This window comes from Leptolyngbya sp. DQ-M1, from assembly GCF_039962505.1.
Classification (GTDB): domain Bacteria; phylum Cyanobacteriota; class Cyanobacteriia; order Leptolyngbyales; family Leptolyngbyaceae; genus Leptolyngbya.
Map to the genome: position 1 here is coordinate 1 of NZ_JAMPLJ010000025.1, position 19,805 is coordinate 19,805.

General features: G+C 47.7%; 15 protein-coding genes and 1 pseudogene. 6 read left to right on the plus strand and 10 right to left on the minus strand.

The genetic code is table 11. The features are described 5' to 3' along the window. The coding region (locus NC981_RS24815; RefSeq protein WP_348245477.1) for a response regulator at window positions 1-564 on the minus strand (564 nt) is incomplete at its 3' end. 242 nt (window positions 565-806) lie between these two features. Here NC981_RS24815 and NC981_RS24820 point away from each other — a divergent pair. From NC981_RS24820 to NC981_RS24830, 3 genes are all read left to right on the plus strand, one after another. Next, window positions 807-1,625: a hypothetical protein gene (locus NC981_RS24820; RefSeq protein WP_348245478.1), complete on the plus strand. Its 819-nt coding sequence runs from the start codon at window positions 807-809 to the stop codon at window positions 1,623-1,625. 152 nt (window positions 1,626-1,777) lie between these two features. Next, window positions 1,778-2,489 (plus strand): IS6 family transposase gene (locus NC981_RS24825; RefSeq protein WP_348245479.1). Its coding sequence is split into 2 segments (ribosomal slippage): window positions 1,778-1,933 and window positions 1,935-2,489, totalling 711 coding nucleotides; the frame shifts between segments, so codons are not numbered across the junction. A gap of 274 nt (window positions 2,490-2,763) precedes the next feature. Then, window positions 2,764-3,186 (plus strand): hypothetical protein, encoded by a 423-nt coding sequence (locus tag NC981_RS24830; protein WP_348245480.1) that lies wholly within the window; start codon window positions 2,764-2,766, stop codon window positions 3,184-3,186. A 277-nt stretch (window positions 3,187-3,463) separates the two neighbouring features. Here the strand turns inward: NC981_RS24830 and NC981_RS24835 are convergent, their stop codons facing one another. From NC981_RS24835 to NC981_RS24865, 7 genes are read right to left on the minus strand one after another with little or no spacing between them, the layout of a single operon-like run. Next, on the minus strand, window positions 3,464-5,272 hold the full coding sequence (locus NC981_RS24835; protein WP_348245481.1) for an IucA/IucC family siderophore biosynthesis protein: 1,809 nt from the start codon (window positions 5,270-5,272) through the stop codon (window positions 3,464-3,466). Between the two features lie 17 nt (window positions 5,273-5,289). Beyond that, window positions 5,290-6,474 carry an MFS transporter gene (locus tag NC981_RS24840; RefSeq protein WP_348245482.1) on the minus strand — a complete coding sequence of 395 codons (1,185 nt, stop codon included), beginning with the start codon at window positions 6,472-6,474 and terminating at the stop codon, window positions 5,290-5,292. Then, on the minus strand, window positions 6,471-7,766 hold the full coding sequence (locus NC981_RS24845; protein WP_348245483.1) for a lysine N(6)-hydroxylase/L-ornithine N(5)-oxygenase family protein: 1,296 nt from the start codon (window positions 7,764-7,766) through the stop codon (window positions 6,471-6,473). Before NC981_RS24845 ends, NC981_RS24840 begins: the two co-directional genes overlap by 4 nt. After that, window positions 7,766-8,341 carry a GNAT family N-acetyltransferase gene (locus tag NC981_RS24850; RefSeq protein ID WP_348245484.1) on the minus strand — a complete coding sequence of 192 codons (576 nt, stop codon included), beginning with the start codon at window positions 8,339-8,341 and terminating at the stop codon, window positions 7,766-7,768. Before NC981_RS24850 ends, NC981_RS24845 begins: the two co-directional genes overlap by 1 nt. Beyond that, window positions 8,331-10,199 carry an IucA/IucC family siderophore biosynthesis protein gene (locus NC981_RS24855; RefSeq protein ID WP_348245485.1) on the minus strand — a complete coding sequence of 623 codons (1,869 nt, stop codon included), beginning with the start codon at window positions 10,197-10,199 and terminating at the stop codon, window positions 8,331-8,333. The genes NC981_RS24850 and NC981_RS24855 overlap by 11 nt, the downstream gene beginning before the upstream one ends. Next, complete coding sequence (locus NC981_RS24860) at window positions 10,199-11,707, minus strand: aspartate aminotransferase family protein (RefSeq protein ID WP_348245486.1); 1,509 nt, start codon at window positions 11,705-11,707, stop codon at window positions 10,199-10,201. Before NC981_RS24860 ends, NC981_RS24855 begins: the two co-directional genes overlap by 1 nt. Window positions 11,708-11,743: 36 nt before the next feature. Beyond that, window positions 11,744-13,222 (minus strand): aspartate aminotransferase family protein, encoded by a 1,479-nt coding sequence (locus NC981_RS24865; protein WP_348245487.1) that lies wholly within the window; start codon window positions 13,220-13,222, stop codon window positions 11,744-11,746. Between the two features lie 826 nt (window positions 13,223-14,048). Between NC981_RS24865 and NC981_RS24870 the strand changes: the two are divergent. Together NC981_RS24870 and katG are read left to right on the plus strand one after the other, a co-directional pair. Beyond that, window positions 14,049-14,772 (plus strand): annotated as a pseudogene (locus tag NC981_RS24870) (IS6 family transposase). A gap of 248 nt (window positions 14,773-15,020) precedes the next feature. Beyond that, a complete protein-coding gene (gene katG / locus NC981_RS24875) occupies window positions 15,021-17,249 on the plus strand; it encodes a catalase/peroxidase HPI (protein ID WP_348245488.1) in 2,229 nt (742 codons plus the stop codon). 177 nt (window positions 17,250-17,426) lie between these two features. Here katG and NC981_RS24880 read toward each other — a convergent pair whose 3' ends face one another. Both NC981_RS24880 and NC981_RS24885 read right to left on the minus strand, forming a co-directional pair. Continuing rightward, a complete protein-coding gene (locus NC981_RS24880; protein ID WP_348245489.1) occupies window positions 17,427-18,026 on the minus strand; it encodes a tyrosine-type recombinase/integrase in 600 nt (199 codons plus the stop codon). 48 nt (window positions 18,027-18,074) lie between these two features. Then, complete coding sequence (locus NC981_RS24885) at window positions 18,075-18,287, minus strand: iron chelate uptake ABC transporter family permease subunit (protein WP_348245491.1); 213 nt, start codon at window positions 18,285-18,287, stop codon at window positions 18,075-18,077. 788 nt (window positions 18,288-19,075) lie between these two features. Between NC981_RS24885 and NC981_RS24890 the strand changes: the two genes are divergently transcribed. Beyond that, window positions 19,076-19,732, plus strand: a complete 657-nt coding sequence (locus tag NC981_RS24890; RefSeq protein ID WP_348245490.1) for an AMIN domain-containing protein — start codon at window positions 19,076-19,078, stop codon at window positions 19,730-19,732. Window positions 19,733-19,805: the final 73 nt, after the last annotated feature.

Below are 19,805 nucleotides of genomic sequence, written 5' to 3' on the forward strand. Positions count from 1 at the left end.
AGATTGGCGGGAGATTACGTGTGTGAAAGATGCTGCATAAACTTGAGCGAGACTGACGATTAAGGGAGTTACAGTGCTTAAATTTAAATACTTCCGGTTAAGTTGATAGTGCCCTTTCCGCCCATAGTGTTGCGGATCGCGAACTTGGCTGTAGAGTTTGCCATCGGAGAACGTTCCTGCTCCGCCTTCGCCAAACTGGGCATTTGATTCTGGATTAAAGTCAGCTCTCTTTTTCCAAAAGCCAAATGTATCTGCCGTGCGATCTCGGACTTGTTTCCCCCGCTCCAGCAGAATCGGGCGAAATCCCATCCGCGCCAGCATCAGTCTGGTCATCAACAAAATCGGGGTTGCACATCGACGATCGCGGAGCCGTTGACACAGCGAAATTCCGTCGAGCTTGGGCAAATCTACATCGAGCAAAATCAAGTCATAAGCAGTACATTCAGCCGATTCCCAGCCGATCGCGCCATCTTCCGCAATATCCACTGCATAGTGTTGTTCCTTGAGCGATCGAGCGACCACATCTGCGATCGCAGAATCATCTTCAACAATCAAAACTCGCATCGGCAAACCCAAAATCATACACTAACGGAATTGTAAAATGGTTCGCTCCATGCCTCCAAGGGGCATAACACAATGCAACAAATTTCACGGTTCCCCTAGTTCTCCTCGATCTGCCGATAAAATCCAACTCAGTTTGGAAGTGCAATCCGACTCTAAACCCATCACCAGTAACATTCACCATGATGAACAAATTTAAATCTTTACCTTTGCTACTTCTATCAGTCGCATCAATCAACGTACCAATGGTCAATATTGCTGCCCATTCTGCTGAACCCAGTGTTTTCCTAACGGCTGAAAACAAAGCGCTCAACCGCTCAGATGTTAATCAGGTGATTGCTTTCTTTGAATGGGCATTTGGAGCCAAATTTACAACTGAACAGCGCGATGAATATTATTCAATTAAATCAAATGAGTTTGAAAATGATCCGGTAGGCACTAAAAAAGGCATTGATGATGTCATCGCGAACTACAGAGAAGCGATTACGGAGCCTGAAGCAGAACAGAACCGGATTCGACAAGGATTTAACAAAGGATTTGTCGAGCAATTGCGGCAGTTACCCAACGATGCGGAAGCCAAACTTCTCTTGTCAGTGTATGAAGCTGCCAGTTCCAATAACACAGCAAGCCAATCAGACGACTCATCGAGCGGCGTTGGGGGCATCTCCTCGATCGTCGGAAAATGGGTATGGGCGCAAACCGGGAGCAGCACTTACACTCAGGGGGGCGCATACCTAGGAGGAAACGCCTCACGATTTACGTACCAATTCAAGCCCAATGGCACGGTTGAATACACAGGAATTATGAACATCATGAGCGGTGGTTGCAACCAGCAGGTGTTCCAATCCCGCAAAGGAAAAGTCAGCTTGAATGGCAGTACGATGACGATTAAATGGTCTCCCGGACGTTTTACTCGCGACTTCTCCTGCGATCGTGCAAACAATTACACAAAAACGGTGCCTGCTGAAAGCACAAAGTATCAAGTCAGATTAAAAACCGATTTGGGTCAGAATCAGCTTTGTTTAACCAGAAAGGAAGAAACCTGTTACAGCCCAACCAACTAACACCCCGATCGCTGCGATGGAAATCAACTGCGCGGCGATTTTTTTCAGACATCTCTAAGATTTCGCCAGAGCAGAATGGTTTTACTCGCCTGTTGGTTGGGTCGCAAAAATGGTAGGGTAGGGAGGCTCAATTTTCTCTAGTTTCTCTTTAAATGGCGACTGATTCCCTGTTCAAATGGCATCACTTTCTGCCTGAAATCATCCTGCTGAACTTGCGCTGGTATTGTCGTTATTCCCTGAGCTACCGAGATTTAGAGGAGATGATGGCAGAACGAGGAGTTGCCGTGGATCATTCCACAATCAATCGCGCTCGTTTTGAAGTTTGCCCCAGAACTCGACAAACGCATTCGTCGCTTTCTCAATCCCACTAATGATTCGTGGAAAGTCGATGAAACTTACATCAAAGTGAAAGGGGAGTGGAAATACCTGTATCGAGCGGTAGACTCGGAGGGCAACACGTTGGACTTCATGCTGAGAGCGAAGCGAGACGGAAAAGCGGCGGCACGATTTTTTCGTAAAGTGTTGAAAGTGAAGCACACTCAAACGCCCCGAGTGATTACCGTCGATAAGAATGCTGCCTATCCCGTGGCGATGGATGAATTGCAGGAAGATAAAACGTTAAAAGCCGAGACCGAATTACGGCAAAGCAAATATTTGAACAACGTCATTGAGCAAGACCACCGCAACATCAAACGGATTATGAAGCCGATGATAGGATTTCAGTCGTTCAACACAGCAAGAAGAACGCTACGAGAAATTGAGGCAATGGCGATGATGCGTAAAGGACAAGTGAGCGGAATCAACCAAGGGAATAGTGTATCTCAAGCAAGATTTATCAATGAACTGTTTGGAGTGATTGCCTAAAACAATATGAACGAGACCAGTCGTTTGTCACTTTAAAGTCTTTGCAACAGAACCTTTAATTGAGCACTGTACACTGAAGCAATAAACCTTCACAAATCAAACGGGTCGTATTAATTCGTCGTTGAGCAAGTTTGCAATCTGAAGCGGAGCCCAAATCATGATTCCTGTATTCGTAGCCTGTGAGAAATTCGATCCAAGCTGTGGCGATGCATGGTCAAGCTACATCAAATGGTCAGGTTTCTACCACATTCAGGAAATTGTCTCCACTGACATAATGCTCTGCCCGTCCCTAATTAGCACGCTGGTTGACGAGGATTGGAACTTCAATATCCACGCTGACAACCGCCTTCACTGCTTTCATAATTACGAATACCTAAAACGCCGAATCAGGTACGATGCTTCGCGACATAACATTCTTGCCTTAACCGAACGACCCACTCATGTTCCGGCAGCAATTGACGATTTTGCGTTCTGTGGATACGACATTCTCGACTCTGACGATGCAATCAGCGTCTTGGTCAATTGTGGCATGTTTCCATCCATCTACACGGCTGCCGACTTGAATCAATTTGGATTAGTCGATGACCTTGATCGCGTAACAAATATCGCTGAAACCATTCGTGATACCTACCCTGACGATCACCATTGTCGTAATTGTCATGTGTTCGGAATCGCGCGTTACACAGCCGCTACCTAATCGGGGTTGTTGTGTCGCAAAAAATAGTAGGTTGGAAGAGCTCAATTTTCTCTGTTTTCAATCTAAATGGCTTCCCAATCTCTGTTTAAGTGGCGACAGTTTCAGCCCGACATCATCTTGCTTAATGTGCGGGTACTGTCGCTATGGGATTGTCAAGTTAACGACTGGTTTTTGCAACACAACTGCCCCTTCTCCCGCAGGAGAAGGGAAACTGGATTCTTGCTCCCTCTTCTACGGGAGAGGGCATTCCAAGCATTTTATGGTTAATTGAGTTCTCCTACTTAGAAACAGCGAGGTCAGCGATTGTATGTAATGCATTGGTCACTTTTCCAAACGCGGCTGCATGAGGACGAGAGCCATCATCAGCGTAACCATAGGTTAATAAGCGGTTTCGATTCAGACAAAGCTTCGTAAACTGAGGTGCCAACAAGTTAAACAGTTCAAATCGCTCTTTCAATTCTGGAAAGCGACTTTGATAATTTTCAATACTTTGCCGCACTTGTAGCCAAAACCGATGTTCTGGGTAATGGTGATGAGTCTCTAGCAAATCGGACAGATAACGATGATGGCAAATAAACAAACCAGCAAAGATAAATTGACATAATCCTTCTGGTGGCTCGGTCAGTAATACCGGCTTCAATGCTTCGGGTAAAGATTCCAATTCTGGTAAAGGATGGCGACTGATATTGACATCATCAACGAAGTCTTTCATTGCAAGACGATGGGGGGCATGATTTTTCAGCACCAAAATTGTATTTTCGCCATGAGGAGAGAAGACAGTGCCGTATTGATAGAGATAGTGCAACAGCGGGGGCAGCACTGTATTGAATAATCGATCTAACCAAACTTCTAAGCTGAGTCCTGATTGTGCTACAAGTTGAGAGATAAACGGCTGACCGTTGCGATCGACATGCAGCAATGCCGCAAGCGTGATTGGACGCTCATCCGGTTCGGTGTAAGTAAGGACGCTTTCTCGCCAGAGACATCCCAGCATTTCCTTGTACTGGTAGGGAGCGCCGGATAGCTGTGTGTAGTAGGGGTGATCATAGTTAATGCTGGCGATCTCCCCAGGCAGAATCAGGCGGCATTCGTCCCGGAGGAAGGCATCGCGATCGCAAATGGATTTCACCCATTCTGTTACTTGAGGCGCAACAATGGTTCGTTCCCCTGGCAATCCCCGATAGACCAGCGTATTGAGGATGCTGAGCGGCAGCTTCACGTAGCGTTTCTTGTGCTGCGTAACATTGGCAAAGGTGCGAATCGATTGCTGAGGTAAATAGCGATCGCGACTGTGTCCTAAAGGAACGATTGCGTGATTCGCTACTTCTTCGATAAACAGTGGGATGATGATATTCTTCCACTGCCATTCGTGGACTGGGAGGAAATAGTACTCCTCAGCTTGCAAATTCCGCAACTTTAATTGCATTTCAAATTCTGCAAGCGTTCCTTCCAATTCTTCCTGAATCAGAGTCGAGTACTCTAGTCCAGTCACCGCAGCAAATTGAGCACGATCTCGCTTCACAGCAATCCAGAATAACTGAATTTCTTGTTTTTGTTCGGGAGCATAGGCTAAATAGTCGTCATAGCCAAATCCAATGCGTCCCTTGTTAAAGGTAATCCAGGGATGTCCCTCCATCTCCCCTTCCACTTGCGGATACTCTAAGTTGATGAGATCAACTGCTTGAGTTTCCTTTGCCGCATGAATGTGAGCATCAGCAAGCAGCGTATTGCTCAATTCCTTCAACAAATGAGCTGTCGTTTCGGCGGTCATGCCAATCTGAGTATGAGAATCCATCACGAATTGCAGGGGATTGAAAGCAGGGACATAGCTATTCCCTTCCCGTCGTTGAATCGATTCTGGAAACACCCGATAACTGTCAAATAGCCGGGGTTTAGCCTCAAAGCGGTAAGCCACCCCTTCAGGCAGAGAAAGTTGATAAAGATGTGTTTCTCCAGTGCTGAGGAGTTCTGGTTGAATCATTTCCTCATACATGAATTCAGAGAGCATTTTTGCTAGAAGCGCACTGCCGACAGCCTGCCAATGCGGTGTGGTCAATGCCCGTTCTAAAGTCTGTAACTGATTCATTGTGAAAACTCCTAAAATTACGGTTGGAAAGACAAAGACAATTTGCGAAAAACTGTGAATCGAACCAATAGAAAATTAGCCACACAAACGATCGCAGCAACCAGAAGCGGAGCGGCTAAATTGTAAGAACTTACAAGCCAGGAGGCGATTAACGGTGCTGCGAGATTTCCAACATTGGCAAACGAAGTGGCTAGGCTGTAATTAAAATGAAGCCGGTTTACAGCGCTATTGCTGAATAGCTTCAGTTCTAGAGCGGCTTGTGTGACTGCTAAGCAGAATCCATAGACGATTCGAGCCAATATCAGAACAACAGCCTGCTGTGTCCAGCCTTGAACAAACAAGCTGACAGATAGAAGACACAAGCCAACTAAATAGATAGAAGGCAGGCGTTTTGGAATGCAAGCAGAGCGAATGTACGGTAAAGCAACAACTGCGGTCACACTGGGAATTAGAAAGAGCAGACTACTCGATAGTAGATTCAGGCTAAAGGGCGCGGCGATGACATATTCTGTGAAATAAGGACGTACGAGATTATTGGCAAGTTGGAAAGTGAGAATCGCACTGCCGATCGCAAGAATAAAGCCCGTTTGATTCCCGCTTGTTGAAGGCTGGCTAGCTTCCTGACTGTCCGGACGTTGCGTGGAAACTCCTCGTAAGCAATACAGGCAGAGACCGAGCTGCAAAATGTCTGCCGCTGCAATCCAGTAAAACAAAAACAACGGAGCTTCCAAATCAACCATCCAAGCCCCAGCGATCGTCGCTGCAATGATCGCCCCATGAAAGACAGCTTGATAGGTGCCTGCAACTGCTGCTCGTTTAGCTTCACCTGCCAGTTGAATAATCAAAGGATACACCAGTAAATAGCTACTTTTGCAAGCGAGCAGCAAAACTGTGTAGATGAGGAACTGATCCGCCGTTGTGGAAGTTCCCATGAACGCAGTCATGATCGCAGTTCCAAGCTGACCGATATAGAGCAGATGTTTGACTTCAAATCGCCGCGCAAGAACTCCCCAAAGCGGAGAACAGACCACTACCGTTAAACGGCAAATAAAGATGTAGTATCCGGTATAGGCAATGTCCTCAATCTCAAAAACCTTGCGAAAAAACTGAGGATAAAACGGTGAAAGCAATACCTCATTGAATATTGCTAAAAACACGCAGAGAAACAGGACACTCGATACAATTTGCGATCGCTGTTTCATGCTGCGATCCCAAACTGTTGAAAGACATTGCGGCTATGAGTAGGATAGACTGTTTTACCCGCAAGGGTGTTGATGATCACAGAATTTCGGTAAGCGCCTAACCCCAAATCCGGTGCGCCAACTCCATGCGTATGCAATTCACTATTCTGAACAAAGATCTGATTGGGAATATCCTGAGTCAGTTCAAGTCGATAGTCCAGCTTGACGCTGTAGCGCTCTTGCTCATCCCATTCAATCAAAGAGCGAATCCCTTCAATACAGTTCGGAATTGCATGATGGTAGCCGGTTGCGAGAATGATGCAGTTTGTCTCATGAGAAAAGCGATCGTCCTGTTGCCGATGCCGATAGCCTAGCCGATAAGAATCGCCAATCTTTTCTACTTCCTTGACTTCCACTGAGGAAAGTAACTGCACCTTCGGTTGATTGCCTGCGATCGACCGTTGATACAACAGATCGTAGATATCCGCGATCGTGCTAAAGCTAATTCCCTTGTAAAGTAACCCCTGTTGGGTCAGAACTTGGTCGCGACGCTCCGGTGGTAAATTATGGAAATAGTGAATATAGTCAGGCGAAAAATGTTCTAAGCCCAGCTTGGAATATTCCATTGGGAAAAAGCCAGGAGAACGGGTGTGCCAATTGAGCTGATAGCCAGAGGTTTCTTGCTCCTGCAATAGCTCGTAAAACACCTCAGCCGCGCTTTGACCTGAACCAATGACCGTAATGGAGTCATATTCACGGCAGCGATCGCGGTGCTGCAAGAAATTGGCTGAGTGAAAAACGGTATCTGATAGGAAGCTTTGCAAACAAGACGGCACGGATGGAATGCTGCCGACTCCCAAGACTAGATTGCGGCAATAGTAAGAGCGAGTTTTTTGCGAAGCAACATCGAATACTTGAACCCCAAAGCAGTCATTCTGCCAGGAAATCGCCTCGACTCGCTGACCAAATCGGCAACTTGGCAACTGTTCCGCAACCCACTGACAGTAATGGTTGTACTCCTGCCGCAGAATGTGAAAATGCTCCAGAAAGTAGAAGTGGTAAAGTCGAGATTGGGCTTTGAGATAGCTCAGAAAACTAAAGCGGCTACTCGGATCAGCCATAGTGACTAAATCGGCTAGAAACGGAACTTGAATCGTCGCGCCCTCAAGCAGCAAACCGGGATGCCATTGAAATTGTGGTTTTTGTTCTAGGAATAGCGCATTAATTTCTGACACTGGCTCTAAAAGTGCCGCCAAGCCTAGATTAAAGGGGCCAATTCCGACACCAATCACATCAAAAACGGGTTCAGACATTATTTCGACCTCTCAAAGAAACGGTGCCGTTCGCAAAACATCAGCGCGGCTCGTTTGTCCGGTAATTCAATTTCTGTTTGAAATTCAAAACCGCAGCGTTCAAATACATGAATCATTTTGTGATTGCGAATATCCGGTTCAGCAATAATTTTCTGCGTTTCAGGCTGTTGAAACTGAAACGTAACCATTGCCCGCAACAAAGGCAGTGCATAGCCTTTACCCAGGAATTCGGGTGGACCGATTAATAAATGAATTCCCTGATCGGCAGGCTGCGCCGGATAGCACTGAGCAACAACGTCATCTGCAGCCCAGTAGGACTCCCAATAACTCATGGGCACATTGTTGAGGCAACCCATATAAAGCGTTTGGTGTGAATCAGCGATCGCGCGTTCTAAATGCGCTTGCATTCTCTCTAGATCAAACGCCAGTTTCCAAAAGGGAACCACGTGAGGTTGATTCATCCAGCAGTGAATGCGTGATAGATCTTGCTGCAACTCCACTGGACGAAAAGCAATAGATTGATTAATGCTGGAATCGTGAATTTCGTAAGCGTATTGCAGCGTGTTAGATGGCATAGCTCTCATCAGAATACAACGGATTGTCGATTTCTACGTAGACAGACTGTGTAGAGACAGGGCCTACCAATTCATCTAGATTGTGGAATCTTGTCAGTAAATTCGCTTTGCAGCGCAACTGCTTTTGGCACAGAAGAGTTTGTAAGAGCGTAGAGCACCCTTGATCCGCAGTAGAGTGCTTGATCAACTCATTGCGCAATTCGCTGAGTAGCGATCGCTCATCAACCAGTCTGGCAACACCGAATGCATTAATCAGCCCAAACAAATTATTAATGAATAGGTAATACCCTAGCCGTTCATCAATCACTGCATCGTCGCAAATCGTTTGGCTTTTCTCGCTAATCCCAGGAAGCAGTTGATTGAGGTGCGAATGAAACGATTTTCGGTAGTAATACCCTTGGTTGTCTCGGTAAAAGAAGTGGTGAGGGTAACCATCTTGCAATTGCAATACGCTGTTTTGCTGATGAGCTTCGATTCCAATGCCGTGGGTAAAGTAGAGCCATAAGATTGGCTCTAGAGATATCTTCAGATAGCGACGGAACCAGTCTAAACTCACTGCATCAGTGGAACGCCCTTCGCGCTGCGCCAACTGATGGATAATCTCAGACAGCCGAGACCCTTCGCCTGAAATAGAATCTTGGCACAAAGCAATGAGACAAGTTGCATCAGCCTCAGAGCTGGCTGGGAAAGGATTTTCTCGCAGAATCGTAGCGAAGCCGTCTACAGGCTGATCATCAATTTTTAAGGTGATATAAGCAGGGTCGCGAATGATCGTGAAATTGGAGCAGCGATCGCGCAATTCTTGACCAATCACGCCAGACAAAAGTTGATGAACCTCGATGCTGCGTTCTAGCTCTTTGTACAAGTTAGTACGAACTGAGTTCGTAATTTTAATGTTCAAGGATAGCTTCAGCATGAACGCTGTTTCTGGGTGATAGACCGTGCGGATCGAAGAGGTAGGTTGATAATTACGTCCTTGTGACCCCAGATCTTGCAACAGTCCGGTACGCAATAAGTCCTGAACTGCGAGTTGTTGTTTCAAGAAAATTGCTTGCCAAGGATGGACGGGTAGCAATGCATACTCATCTTCCTGGCAGTAAGCTGTTTTGAATTCATCCTTAATAGATGCATCGGACAAAAGTTCCTGCTTAATTAGCGCTGTAGCCGTTTGAGATAACGCTGAACCTTCTTGAACAATTGATCGATGAACTCGAAAATAGTGTAACGGAAAGTTCCCTTGTAATTCGGGTGAGTACAGGAATAATTCCTCCTCAGAAAACCCTTGTCGGCTCTTGGGAGTAGGATGCAGATGATGCCCAAAAATCAGGGCTTGTTCGGTATCAATAAATGTACTCCGAAATGCGTAAAGCATTTCAGCCTGCTGCCGTCGCCCTTGAACAAATTGCTCAATATTGCTACAGCTTTGAATGACACGCATCATGAGTTCAGCTTGATGGTCATGGCTACCATTCATCAAAGCAAGTTCTTTGGCGATCAGAGCAACCAGCGTGACGTAATCAAGCTCTAATTTAGAACCGTCTAAAGTTTGAGAATAAACTGGAAAGCAGAATAGGTGCCGTCCAGTCGGCGACCAGTAACGTAAGCCAATGAGCAAATCAATGCATTGATGCTTTAAGGGAATTCGGATCAGCGATCGAGCGCCCTCGCGACTGAATGTTTCAAGTAGAACTGCATCGAGCTTGGCGCAAGATAAATCCACTATTTCAATGGTTTTACAGGTTCCAATTTCCCGCAGATAACAGTTTAGAAAGCTTTGAATTGTAACTTGTTCAGCAACTTGCTTATCGGTACGAGTCAGAGAACGCGTTGCAGGTTTGATCAGTGTGTTTTCTGTCATTAAATTCTCTCCAATACTTGACCTAACTGTTTAATCGAGTCTAGGATTTTGCGAATGTCTGCTAGGGTCGTGCGAGGATTAAGCAGCGTAAATTTGAGATAAACGCGATCGCGAATCTTCGTTTGGGCAATCACCGCTTCTCCAGATTGCAGCAGCATGGCTCGAATCTGGCTATTAATGCGGTTATGCCAACCTTCTGATTTTTGATCTGAAACATTCTGCTGAGGATAGTAGCGGAACACAACTGCATTGATCGCGGGATGATTAGCTAATTCCAATGCTGGATCTGTACTAATCAACTGTGCTGTTGCTGTTGCTAACTCCAACGTTGTATCAATCATTTCTGCAAATTGTTGCCGTCCTAAGGCTTGCAGAGAGACGAACAATTTCAGGGCGTCAAACCGCCGTGTTGTCTGTACGGATTTCGTCACGAGGTCAGGAATTCCCTCAACAGCATTTGTTTCTGGGTTGAGATAGTCTGCGTGAAGCTTGATGAAATTGAAGTGCGATCGATCTTTGAGCAGAAACGCACCACAGCTAATCGGTTGATAAAACAGCTTGTGAAAGTCTACCGTGATCGAATCTGCTAACTCAATTCCAGCAAGCTTATGCCGATGGCGATCGCTCAGCACCAAAGCACCACCAAAAGCAGCATCCACATGGAACCAAAGCCCATATCGTTTCGCGCAAGCTGCTAATTCTAGCAGTGGATCAATACTACCAAAATCTGTTGTTCCAGCCGTTGCGACAATCGCGATCGGCAACAGTTTCTCCGCCTGAAGCTGTTGCAATTGGCGCTCAAGTGCAATCGGACACAAGCGATACTCTGCATCCGTTTCGATTTGAATAACGGATTTCTCCCCTAATCCCAACAAAGCAGCCGCTTGTCGAATTGTAAAATGCGACACATCCGAGCAGAGAATCCGAAAGCGATTGGCTTCTGGTGGTAGACCTTGTTGCTGAATTTGCCAATTCAAGTGTTGGCTTGCATAACGATCACGAGCCAGCAGCAATCCCATAAAGTTCGATTGTGTCCCACCACTGGTAAAAATCCCATCTGCACCTGCACCATAACCGAATAAGCGACACAACTCATTCACCATCTGTTGTTCTAACAGAGTTGCTGCTGGGCTTTGATCCCAAGAATCCATCGATTGGTTCATGGCATTAATCAGCAACTCAGATGTCAACGCAGGAATGAGCGGCGGACAATGCAAATGAGCCATGCAATGGGAATGAGAGACGTTAACCGAATGGCTGACAACAGTTTTGCCAACATCGTTTAGAACTTGAGATAGCTCTCGTCCAAACATTGGGAAGAAATCAACCGTTGCTAAGGTTGATGCAATTTCTTCGGGAGACGCTCCGCTGTAAGCTTGAGTTTGATTGGCAAAATAGTGCAGCAACACTTCCTGTGCGGTTACGATCGCTTGATGATAAGCCACTAGGCTCTTCGTCGAATTGGTCAGGAAGTGAGCATCAAATTGGGTTGATTGAGCATTGATCATCCACACACCTCAAGGCGTATCAATAGTTAAACTGAATTACAGGAATTGTTCTACGGCTGCTTTTACGCCCCGCTCGAAAATCTCACTAATGCTGTCAATCTGCTCGGCAGTGACAATTAACGGCGGCAAAAAGCGGATCACGCTACTGTGCCGTCCTCCAATCTCGATGATTAGACCTCGGCGCAAACATTCAGCTTGAATGCAACTCGCAAGTTGAGAATATGCAGGATAGCTACCGCACCGATTCGCCGCGATCGCTGGATTTACAATCTCAACTCCAACCATCAATCCTCGTCCCCGCACTTCACCTAGGCAGGGGAAATCAGACTGAATTTGACGCAAGTGTGCCATCAAGCGATCGCCCATTTTAGTAGCATGGTCTGACAGACGATTCTCTACGATGTACCGTAAAGTTGCAGTTCCGGCTGCCATCGCTAGCTGATTTCCTCGGAACGTACCAGCATGAGCGCCCGGCGCCCATTGATCTAACGCTTCATCATACAACACAACCGACAAGGGCAAACTTCCCCCGATCGCTTTCGACAATAACAACACATCTGGCATGATTCCAGAATGCTCAAAGGCATAAAGCTTACCTGTCCGACCTAACCCAGATTGAATCTCATCAACAATGAGTGGAATATTGCGATCGCGAGTCAGACTGCGAATTTGACGAAGCCATTCATCTGGAGCCGGAATCACGCCACCTTCACCCTGCACGATTTCTAAAATCATTGCCGCAGGTGACACAATACCACTTTCTGGATCATCTAACAGTGATTCAATATAGTGACTACTCATATGATGTCCTGCCTCTCCACCTAACCCAAACGGACAGCGATAGGCATAGGGATAAGGCAGAAAATGCACGTCTGGCATTAGTCCTGATACTGCTTGTTTAGCCTTCAGATTTCCGGTCAGACTTAAAGCGCCATGCGTCATGCCATGATAGCCACCTTGGAATGACAACACGCTGCGCCGTCCAGTTGCAGTTTTTACGAGTTTGAGCGCAGCTTCAACAGCATCTGCCCCAGAGGGGCCACAGAACTGGATCTTCGCCTTCCGAGCAAATTCACCTGGCAAACTCGCAAACAGTTCTTCGACGAAGGTATCTTTGATGGGAGTCGTGAGATCCAGGGTATGCAAGGGCAGATTGGTATCTAAAGCCTCTCGCATTGCTGCCAGTACAGCAGGGTGATTATGACCAAGCGCCAAGCTGCCAGCGCCCGCTAAGCAGTCAAAATAGAGATTGCCATCGACATCCTTGATGTAAATTCCTTTCGCTTCGCGAATGGCTAAATGAATCCGACGAGGATAACTTCTAGCGTTCGATTCTCGTTGTTGTTGTCGATCGAGATAGCGTTTTGAAAGCGGCCCGGGTAGGGTAATGTTTTGTGCGCCAGGTGCAGCATGTCCGTCTTGAAAACCGGATTCTAAGATACTGGGTGCTGAAGATGAAAGCGACACCATCAAGTCTTGAGCATTAGAGAGAGACACATCACGAATCGGTTGCATTGTCCGATACCTCTAAACATTTACTTTGCGAATACTTTTCTAGCCATCAAGCTACATGTAGATCAATGACATAACTTTGATCTGACTTAGTAAAATCATTCGTTTATTTTGAAGAGTGAAATAGTTTGAGTTGCTCAAGCACTCTTCCTAGTATTAGCCCAGCTATTGATAGAGGAATAGAACCAGCCTGACTAGGGTGGAAGGATTGAGCCCATCTCTGGTACTCGAGGTTTAAGTAAATCCTCAAACACTCGCGAATACATAGTCGTTATGACAACTCTACTTAAACGAACTCCAATTTTGCTGAATTTTTGCTGTTTGGTACAAGTTAATGCGATTGATTTTCATTAACAACTACTGTCCACATAAGTTAACACTTCTTTGCTGTTTGGTGCAAGTTAATGCGATTGATTTTCATTAATAACTACTGTCTGGATAAGTTAGCACTTCTTTTGCAGTGATGCAAGGTCTGTCAGCATTAGGTTTTCTCCAATTTGCTGAGATTATGCCTGCAACTTGATAAGACTTGCTTGCAAAAAAGCTCTTGCTTTATTAGGAATATGTATCCTATCCTCTTAGTGAGACTATTTTTCAATAAATTAATTGAGTTGCTTTCTCGATCGTGATTTCTCAGGCTGAATTACTGCTTCAGTCTCCTAGGAAGTTCTTCTGGCATTGTCAACTTAACCAGGGATGTTCAAAATTAAGCACGACAATCCTTGAACATTGAGCAACGCTGAATGTTACACAGCAATTTTCAAGCACGTGATTTCCCGCCGGTACTGTCAGGTTAACCGAAGTGTAGAATAATCGCACTGATTCAACGTTGCCTGCTTGCCCATGTACTCCCGTCATCGCTTTCGGGAGCGAAATTATTAGCTACTGCGTTTGGCTGTATTACACTTTTCCCTTGAGCTACCGGGATATCGAGAAAATGATGTTGGTCGCTTTCAGCGTGGCGAAGCCAACGCGGCGTCGAAGTGACCTATGAAACAATTCGGGAGTGGTGTCAGAAGTTCGGGCAGGAGTACGCGAATCAGGTGCGACGCAAGTGTCCTTATGTAACAGACAAATGGCATCTTGATGAGGTGGTGGTGACGATTAAAAAGCAACAATACTATCTGTGGCGGGCGGTGGATGGTGAAGAAAACGTGCTGGATGTCTTGCTGCAACGACATCGAGACACCAAGGCAGCGAAGCGATTCTTCCGTAAGCTGCTGAAGAAACAAGGGTTCGTGCCACGGGTGAATGTCACCGACAAACTGAAAAGCTATGAAGCCGCAAAGAGACGAGTGATGCCGAATGTGGAGCATCGACAGCACAAGGGATTGAACAACCGGGCGGAGAACTCCCATCAGTCCACAAGAATCAGAGAAAGGCGGATGGGGCGATTCAAAGCGCCCGGACAAGCGCAACGATTTCTATCAGCATTTGAACCCATCCGAGGACACTTTCACCCGAAGCAACACGAACTGAGTGCAAAACGCTACCGAGAACAGCTACGCTTTGAGGAGTGGCGAGAGATCGCTTGCCTGAAAATTGCTGTGTAACATTGAGCAACGCTGAATGTTCAAGGATTATTGTGCTTAAATTTGAGCATACTCGGTTAAGTTGACAGTGCCCTCTTGAGCTGTTGATGTAACAGATTGCTTCAAATTACAATCTATTGTCTCGAAGCATAACGTTGATTATATTTCTCATCAATTATATTTTTCATCAATTATCCCAGTAATTACAGCTGTGCTATTTGTTTGCAGTACATCAAAAATCCACACTACAAGACTTGGCAGAAAATATTATGAGCAGCGCAAGCGGATGCCCGTTTACGGGCGGAGGTCAGAAACCTAAGGTTCGCCATATGCCGACAAACCGAGAGTGGTGGCCGCATTATTTGAATCTGAGCGTCCTCCACCAGCACTCACCCCAATCCAATCCTATGGGTGAGGAATTCAACTATGCTGAAGAGTTCAAGACACTCGACTTAGCTGCCCTCAGGGCAGATATCTATGAGTTGATGACCACCTCCCAGGACTGGTGGCCAGCCGACTACGGCCATTATGGTCCGCTCTTCATCCGAATGGCGTGGCACAGCGCCGGCACGTATCGTATGGGCGATGGTCGCGGCGGCGCGGGCTCGGGTAGCCAGCGGTTTGAGCCGCTCAACAGTTGGCCCGACAATGCCAACCTCGATAAGGCACGCATGTTGCTTTGGCCCATCAAGCAGAAATACGGCAAGAAGATCTCTTGGGCGGACCTCATGATCTTCGCTGGCAACTGTGCCCTCGAGTCGATGGGCTTCAAGACAATCGGCTTTGCCGGCGGGCGGGTGGATGTCTGGCAGCCGGAGGAGGACATCTACTGGGGTTCTGAGAAAGCCTGGCTTGGCAATGAGCGTTACGAAGAAGATCGAGTGCTGCTGAATCCCCTCGCTGCCGTTCAGATGGGTCTGATCTACGTGAACCCAGAAGGACCAGACGGTGAGCCTGATCCGATCGGTTCAGGGCGCGATATTCGCGAGACCTTTGGTCGGATGGCGATGAACGATGAGGAGACCGTCGCACTCACCGCCGGCGGGCATACCTTTGGCAAATGTCACGGTGCGGGTGAAGCGACGCACGTCGGGGCTGACCCTGGGGGTGCCACCATCATCGATCAGGGTCTCGGCTGGAAGAACGCCTTCAACACGGGTGTCGGCGTCGATGCGATCACCAGCGGGATCGAAGGCGCATGGACTCCCACACCAACACAGTGGGACAACAGCTATCTCGAAACCCTGTTCAAATATGACTGGGAGCTGACCAAGAGTCCTGCTGGCGCGTGGCAGTGGAAACCCAAGGGCGACGCTGGTGCGGGTACGGTACCCGACGCGCACGATCCGTCGAAACGGCACGCCCCGATGATGACCACGGCGGACATGGCCATGAAGATGGACCCTATCTACAACCAGATTGCGCAGCGCTATCACGATAACCCGGATGAGTTTGCAGATCAGTTCGCCAAGGCGTGGTTCAAGCTAACGCACCGAGACATGGGACCGCGATCGCGCTATCTCGGTCCGGAGGTTCCCCAGGAAGAGTTCTTGTGGCAAGATCCCATCCCCGCCGTGGATCATGACTTGATTGATGAGCAGGACATCGCCGCTCTCAAGGCCAAGATTCTTGCTGCAGGGCTGTCTGTCTCCCAACTGGTCTCGACCGCTTGGGCGTCGGCGTCAACGTTCCGCTGCTCCGACATGCGCGGTGGAGCAAACGGGGCACGCATTCGTCTCGCACCCCAGAAAGATTGGGAAGTCAACCAGCCAGAGCAGTTGGCAACAGTGCTGGAAACCCTAGAGGGAATCCAACAGGAGTTCAACCGCTCGCAGTCTAGCGGAAAGCGGGTTTCGTTCGCTGACCTGATTGTTCTGGGCGGATGCGCAGGCGTTGAACAGGCGGCGAAGACTGCTGGATACGATGTGACGGTTCCCTTTAAGCCGGGACGTACGGATGCATTGCAGGAGAAAACGGATGTTGAGTCTTTTGCCCCGCTTGAGCCGACGGCGGACGGGTTCCGCAACTACACGAGCGGCAAACACAGCGAATCGCTTGAGGAACTGCTGGTCGATCGGGCGCAATTGCTGTCCCTGACAGCCCCCCAGATGACGGTTCTCGTAGGCGGCTTGCGTGTCCTGGGTGCGAACTTTGGCGGGTCTAAACACGGCGTCTTCACCCATCGACCGGAGACGTTAACCCATGACTTCTTCGTGAACCTGCTGGACTTGGGCACGACATGGAAGGCGACCTCTGAAGATGAATACGAGTTTGAGGGGAGCGATCGCAAAACGGGTGAACAGAAGTGGACGGCTACTCGTGTTGACCTCATTTTCGGCTCAAACTCTCAACTGCGTGCCCTCGCGGAAGTCTACGGAGCTGAGGACTCGCAGCCGAAATTTGTGCAGGACTTTGTGGCAGTGTGGGACAAGGTGATGAACCTCGATCGCTATGACCTTCGCGCAGTCTCGGCGAAAAGCTCTGCAAGGGGTTTCTAAGCGTAACTTCAACTGATTACCTAATGCTCAGTTGAGGTTGCACTAATCTGCGGAAATCCTGAACGTGGGTAAAGACCATAGACAAAATGAGAGCGGCGTTTCAACTTGTCTTGAGCGCCACTCTCAGCCTTAGAAGCTGTCGGTGGCAGGTATTGCCCTTGATCGGATGTCATTCGGCTATAGTTCCAGTCCATAAATCTGAGCAATCTCCTCGGCTTGAATTCCCAGATACGCCAACGTCTGCTGCTGTGTGGCATGTCCAAAGGCTTCCATCAGCAGCGGAATGGTAGTCCCACGCTCTAGTCGCTGCCAATACCCCCAAGTCTTGCGCAAACTGTGACTGCCATACTTCCCCTTCAATCCCACATGCTGACACCAGGTTTTCACCATCGTGCTCACGGTCGGAACCGTCAGGCAACCGCGCTTGCCTTGGAACAGGAACGCGTCATCGGGAAGGGAAGAGCCTGCAAGATATTGTGAGATTGCCTTAACCACTGCTCCATTCACCGTCACACTCCGAAACTTCCCGGTTTTGCTTTGCTTGACCCGCAGCACATCACCGGGTTGAAGTAGGCGCACCTGACCCATCGTGAGCGAGAGCAATTCATTGGCACGGAAGGCAGTATTGATACCCAGCACAAACAGACAAAGATCCCGTGGCTGGTCACGCAGCATTTTTTTAATTCGGTCGATCGCCTTCTTATCTCGAATCGGTTCAACCGTGAGTACTGATCTGGGGAGCGGGTGATGAGAATTTTCACCTTTCTGGAACGCCATGCCAATCTCCATTTTTTCACTAAGTTGCTACAGCATCTAGTGACTAACTTAATGAAAAAAGACAGTCCAAAAAATCAGCGAGAGCAGAAAATTGAGCTGAACACTCATCAGAGCAAGAAATACAGCGGCCAGGAGAACTAAAATCATCACTATGTCAAACGCTGCACTGCTATTGACGCCCAAAATATCAGGTGCAGCCAGAGGATTGTGAGTCAGTCCTTGTAGGATTGTTCCGGCAACTGCTAATGCTGCTCTGACCATTAGTGCAATTAGCGATCGAGGAACTCTCACCGTGCGGATAATCAGATGTTTGTCAAACCATCAAATGCTGTCAAGGCGGAGAAAACGGTACTTGGATGAATCTTTGCTGCTCCGAAGGTAATACTCGTCATCAAACACCCGAAGAGAATCAGCAAACATAGCGCGAATCCTATAGGCAGTAGCATTTGCGAGCGCGCCATAATTTTTTGAGAAGATTGCGCCTTCTCTCCGAGTCGTGAAGATGACTTTACCATACTCTTCATCTCCTCAAAGGATTTACAAGAATTGACGGCGACCACAAGGAGCGACAAAATCAAAAACAGGCTGAGTAAACTGAGAGACTTTCTCAATAAGATTAAGTGATTAGTTGCCATCTTGCAAGTAGAGCTGCAAGAGCTTCCAATTAACTGAATTTGGGCCCAATTGATGATTAGTTGATTCCTGCTCAGGAGATGGATTGAAACGAGCTGAGACGGGCTAGATTCTCAAAACGGCTAGATGCAAGGGTCATTGGCTGATTTCATCGATTGATCAATAAAGTGAACTTCCTGATCAGAACACGGTTGACAGCCGCGCCACTTCGCTGCTTAATGATAAGTTGTGTCATTCGCTTGATGCGACTAGCATAACTGTTCAAGCAGCTAATAGAAATCTTTAGTAGTTGAAAGAGCAGTTCCTTGGGGTCTGCGCTCTGCGCTGGTTGTAGTTTCGCCTCTAGTGTTCATCCCGGAGAGGCTGTTTTATCGTGTTGAATTGTTTCCCATCCCTATGTTTTCGTGCGAGGAGAGATGTTGAAAGCGCAGTCATTTGCTTGTTTGGGCGTTGCAGGTCTAGCATCGGTTTTGATAGCTCAGTCGGCTTGGGCTGAGGCTACACAAATTACAGCCGTGCAAGTCAAACCAACATCTAACGGGGTTGAACTCTTTTTAGAGAGCACAAGCAGCCAACCACTCCAAGTTTTTACAACCCGCGATCGTCAAACATTGATCGCAGACATTGCTAACGCGCAATTGTCGGAGGGTAAAGCGTTTCGCCAAGATAACCCAGCCGATGGAATCGCTAGTATCTCCGTAACACCTTTCGGTGCCAACACGGTGCGAGTCACGATCGTCGGCAAAGCAGGGCTGCCTTCCGCCCAAGTTGTTCAAAATACGCAAAGACTCGTTCTCAGTGTCACTGCTCCTTCCACGGCTGCCACAGCACCCCTCTCTCCCTCTGCACCAACCCTCAACTCAGCGCAGACAAACTCTAACGCAGCCACTCAACCCGCTCAGCCAGAGCAAGCTGCCGATGGTGAGGAAAAGGTAAGTCAGTCTACTTCATCTGCGCCTGCTGGATCAGTCACTCAATCAGAGGAAGAATCTGCTGATGAAGAAGAGGTTGTGGTCACTGGGGATCAAGAGTCATACCAAATTGAAAAAAGGAAGCGACAAATGAGAGACTGAGTTCTACCGTGTGGAGAAAAATGACAATGGCAGGTGTGACCCGCATCGAAATCCGAGAAACCGCAGTAGAACT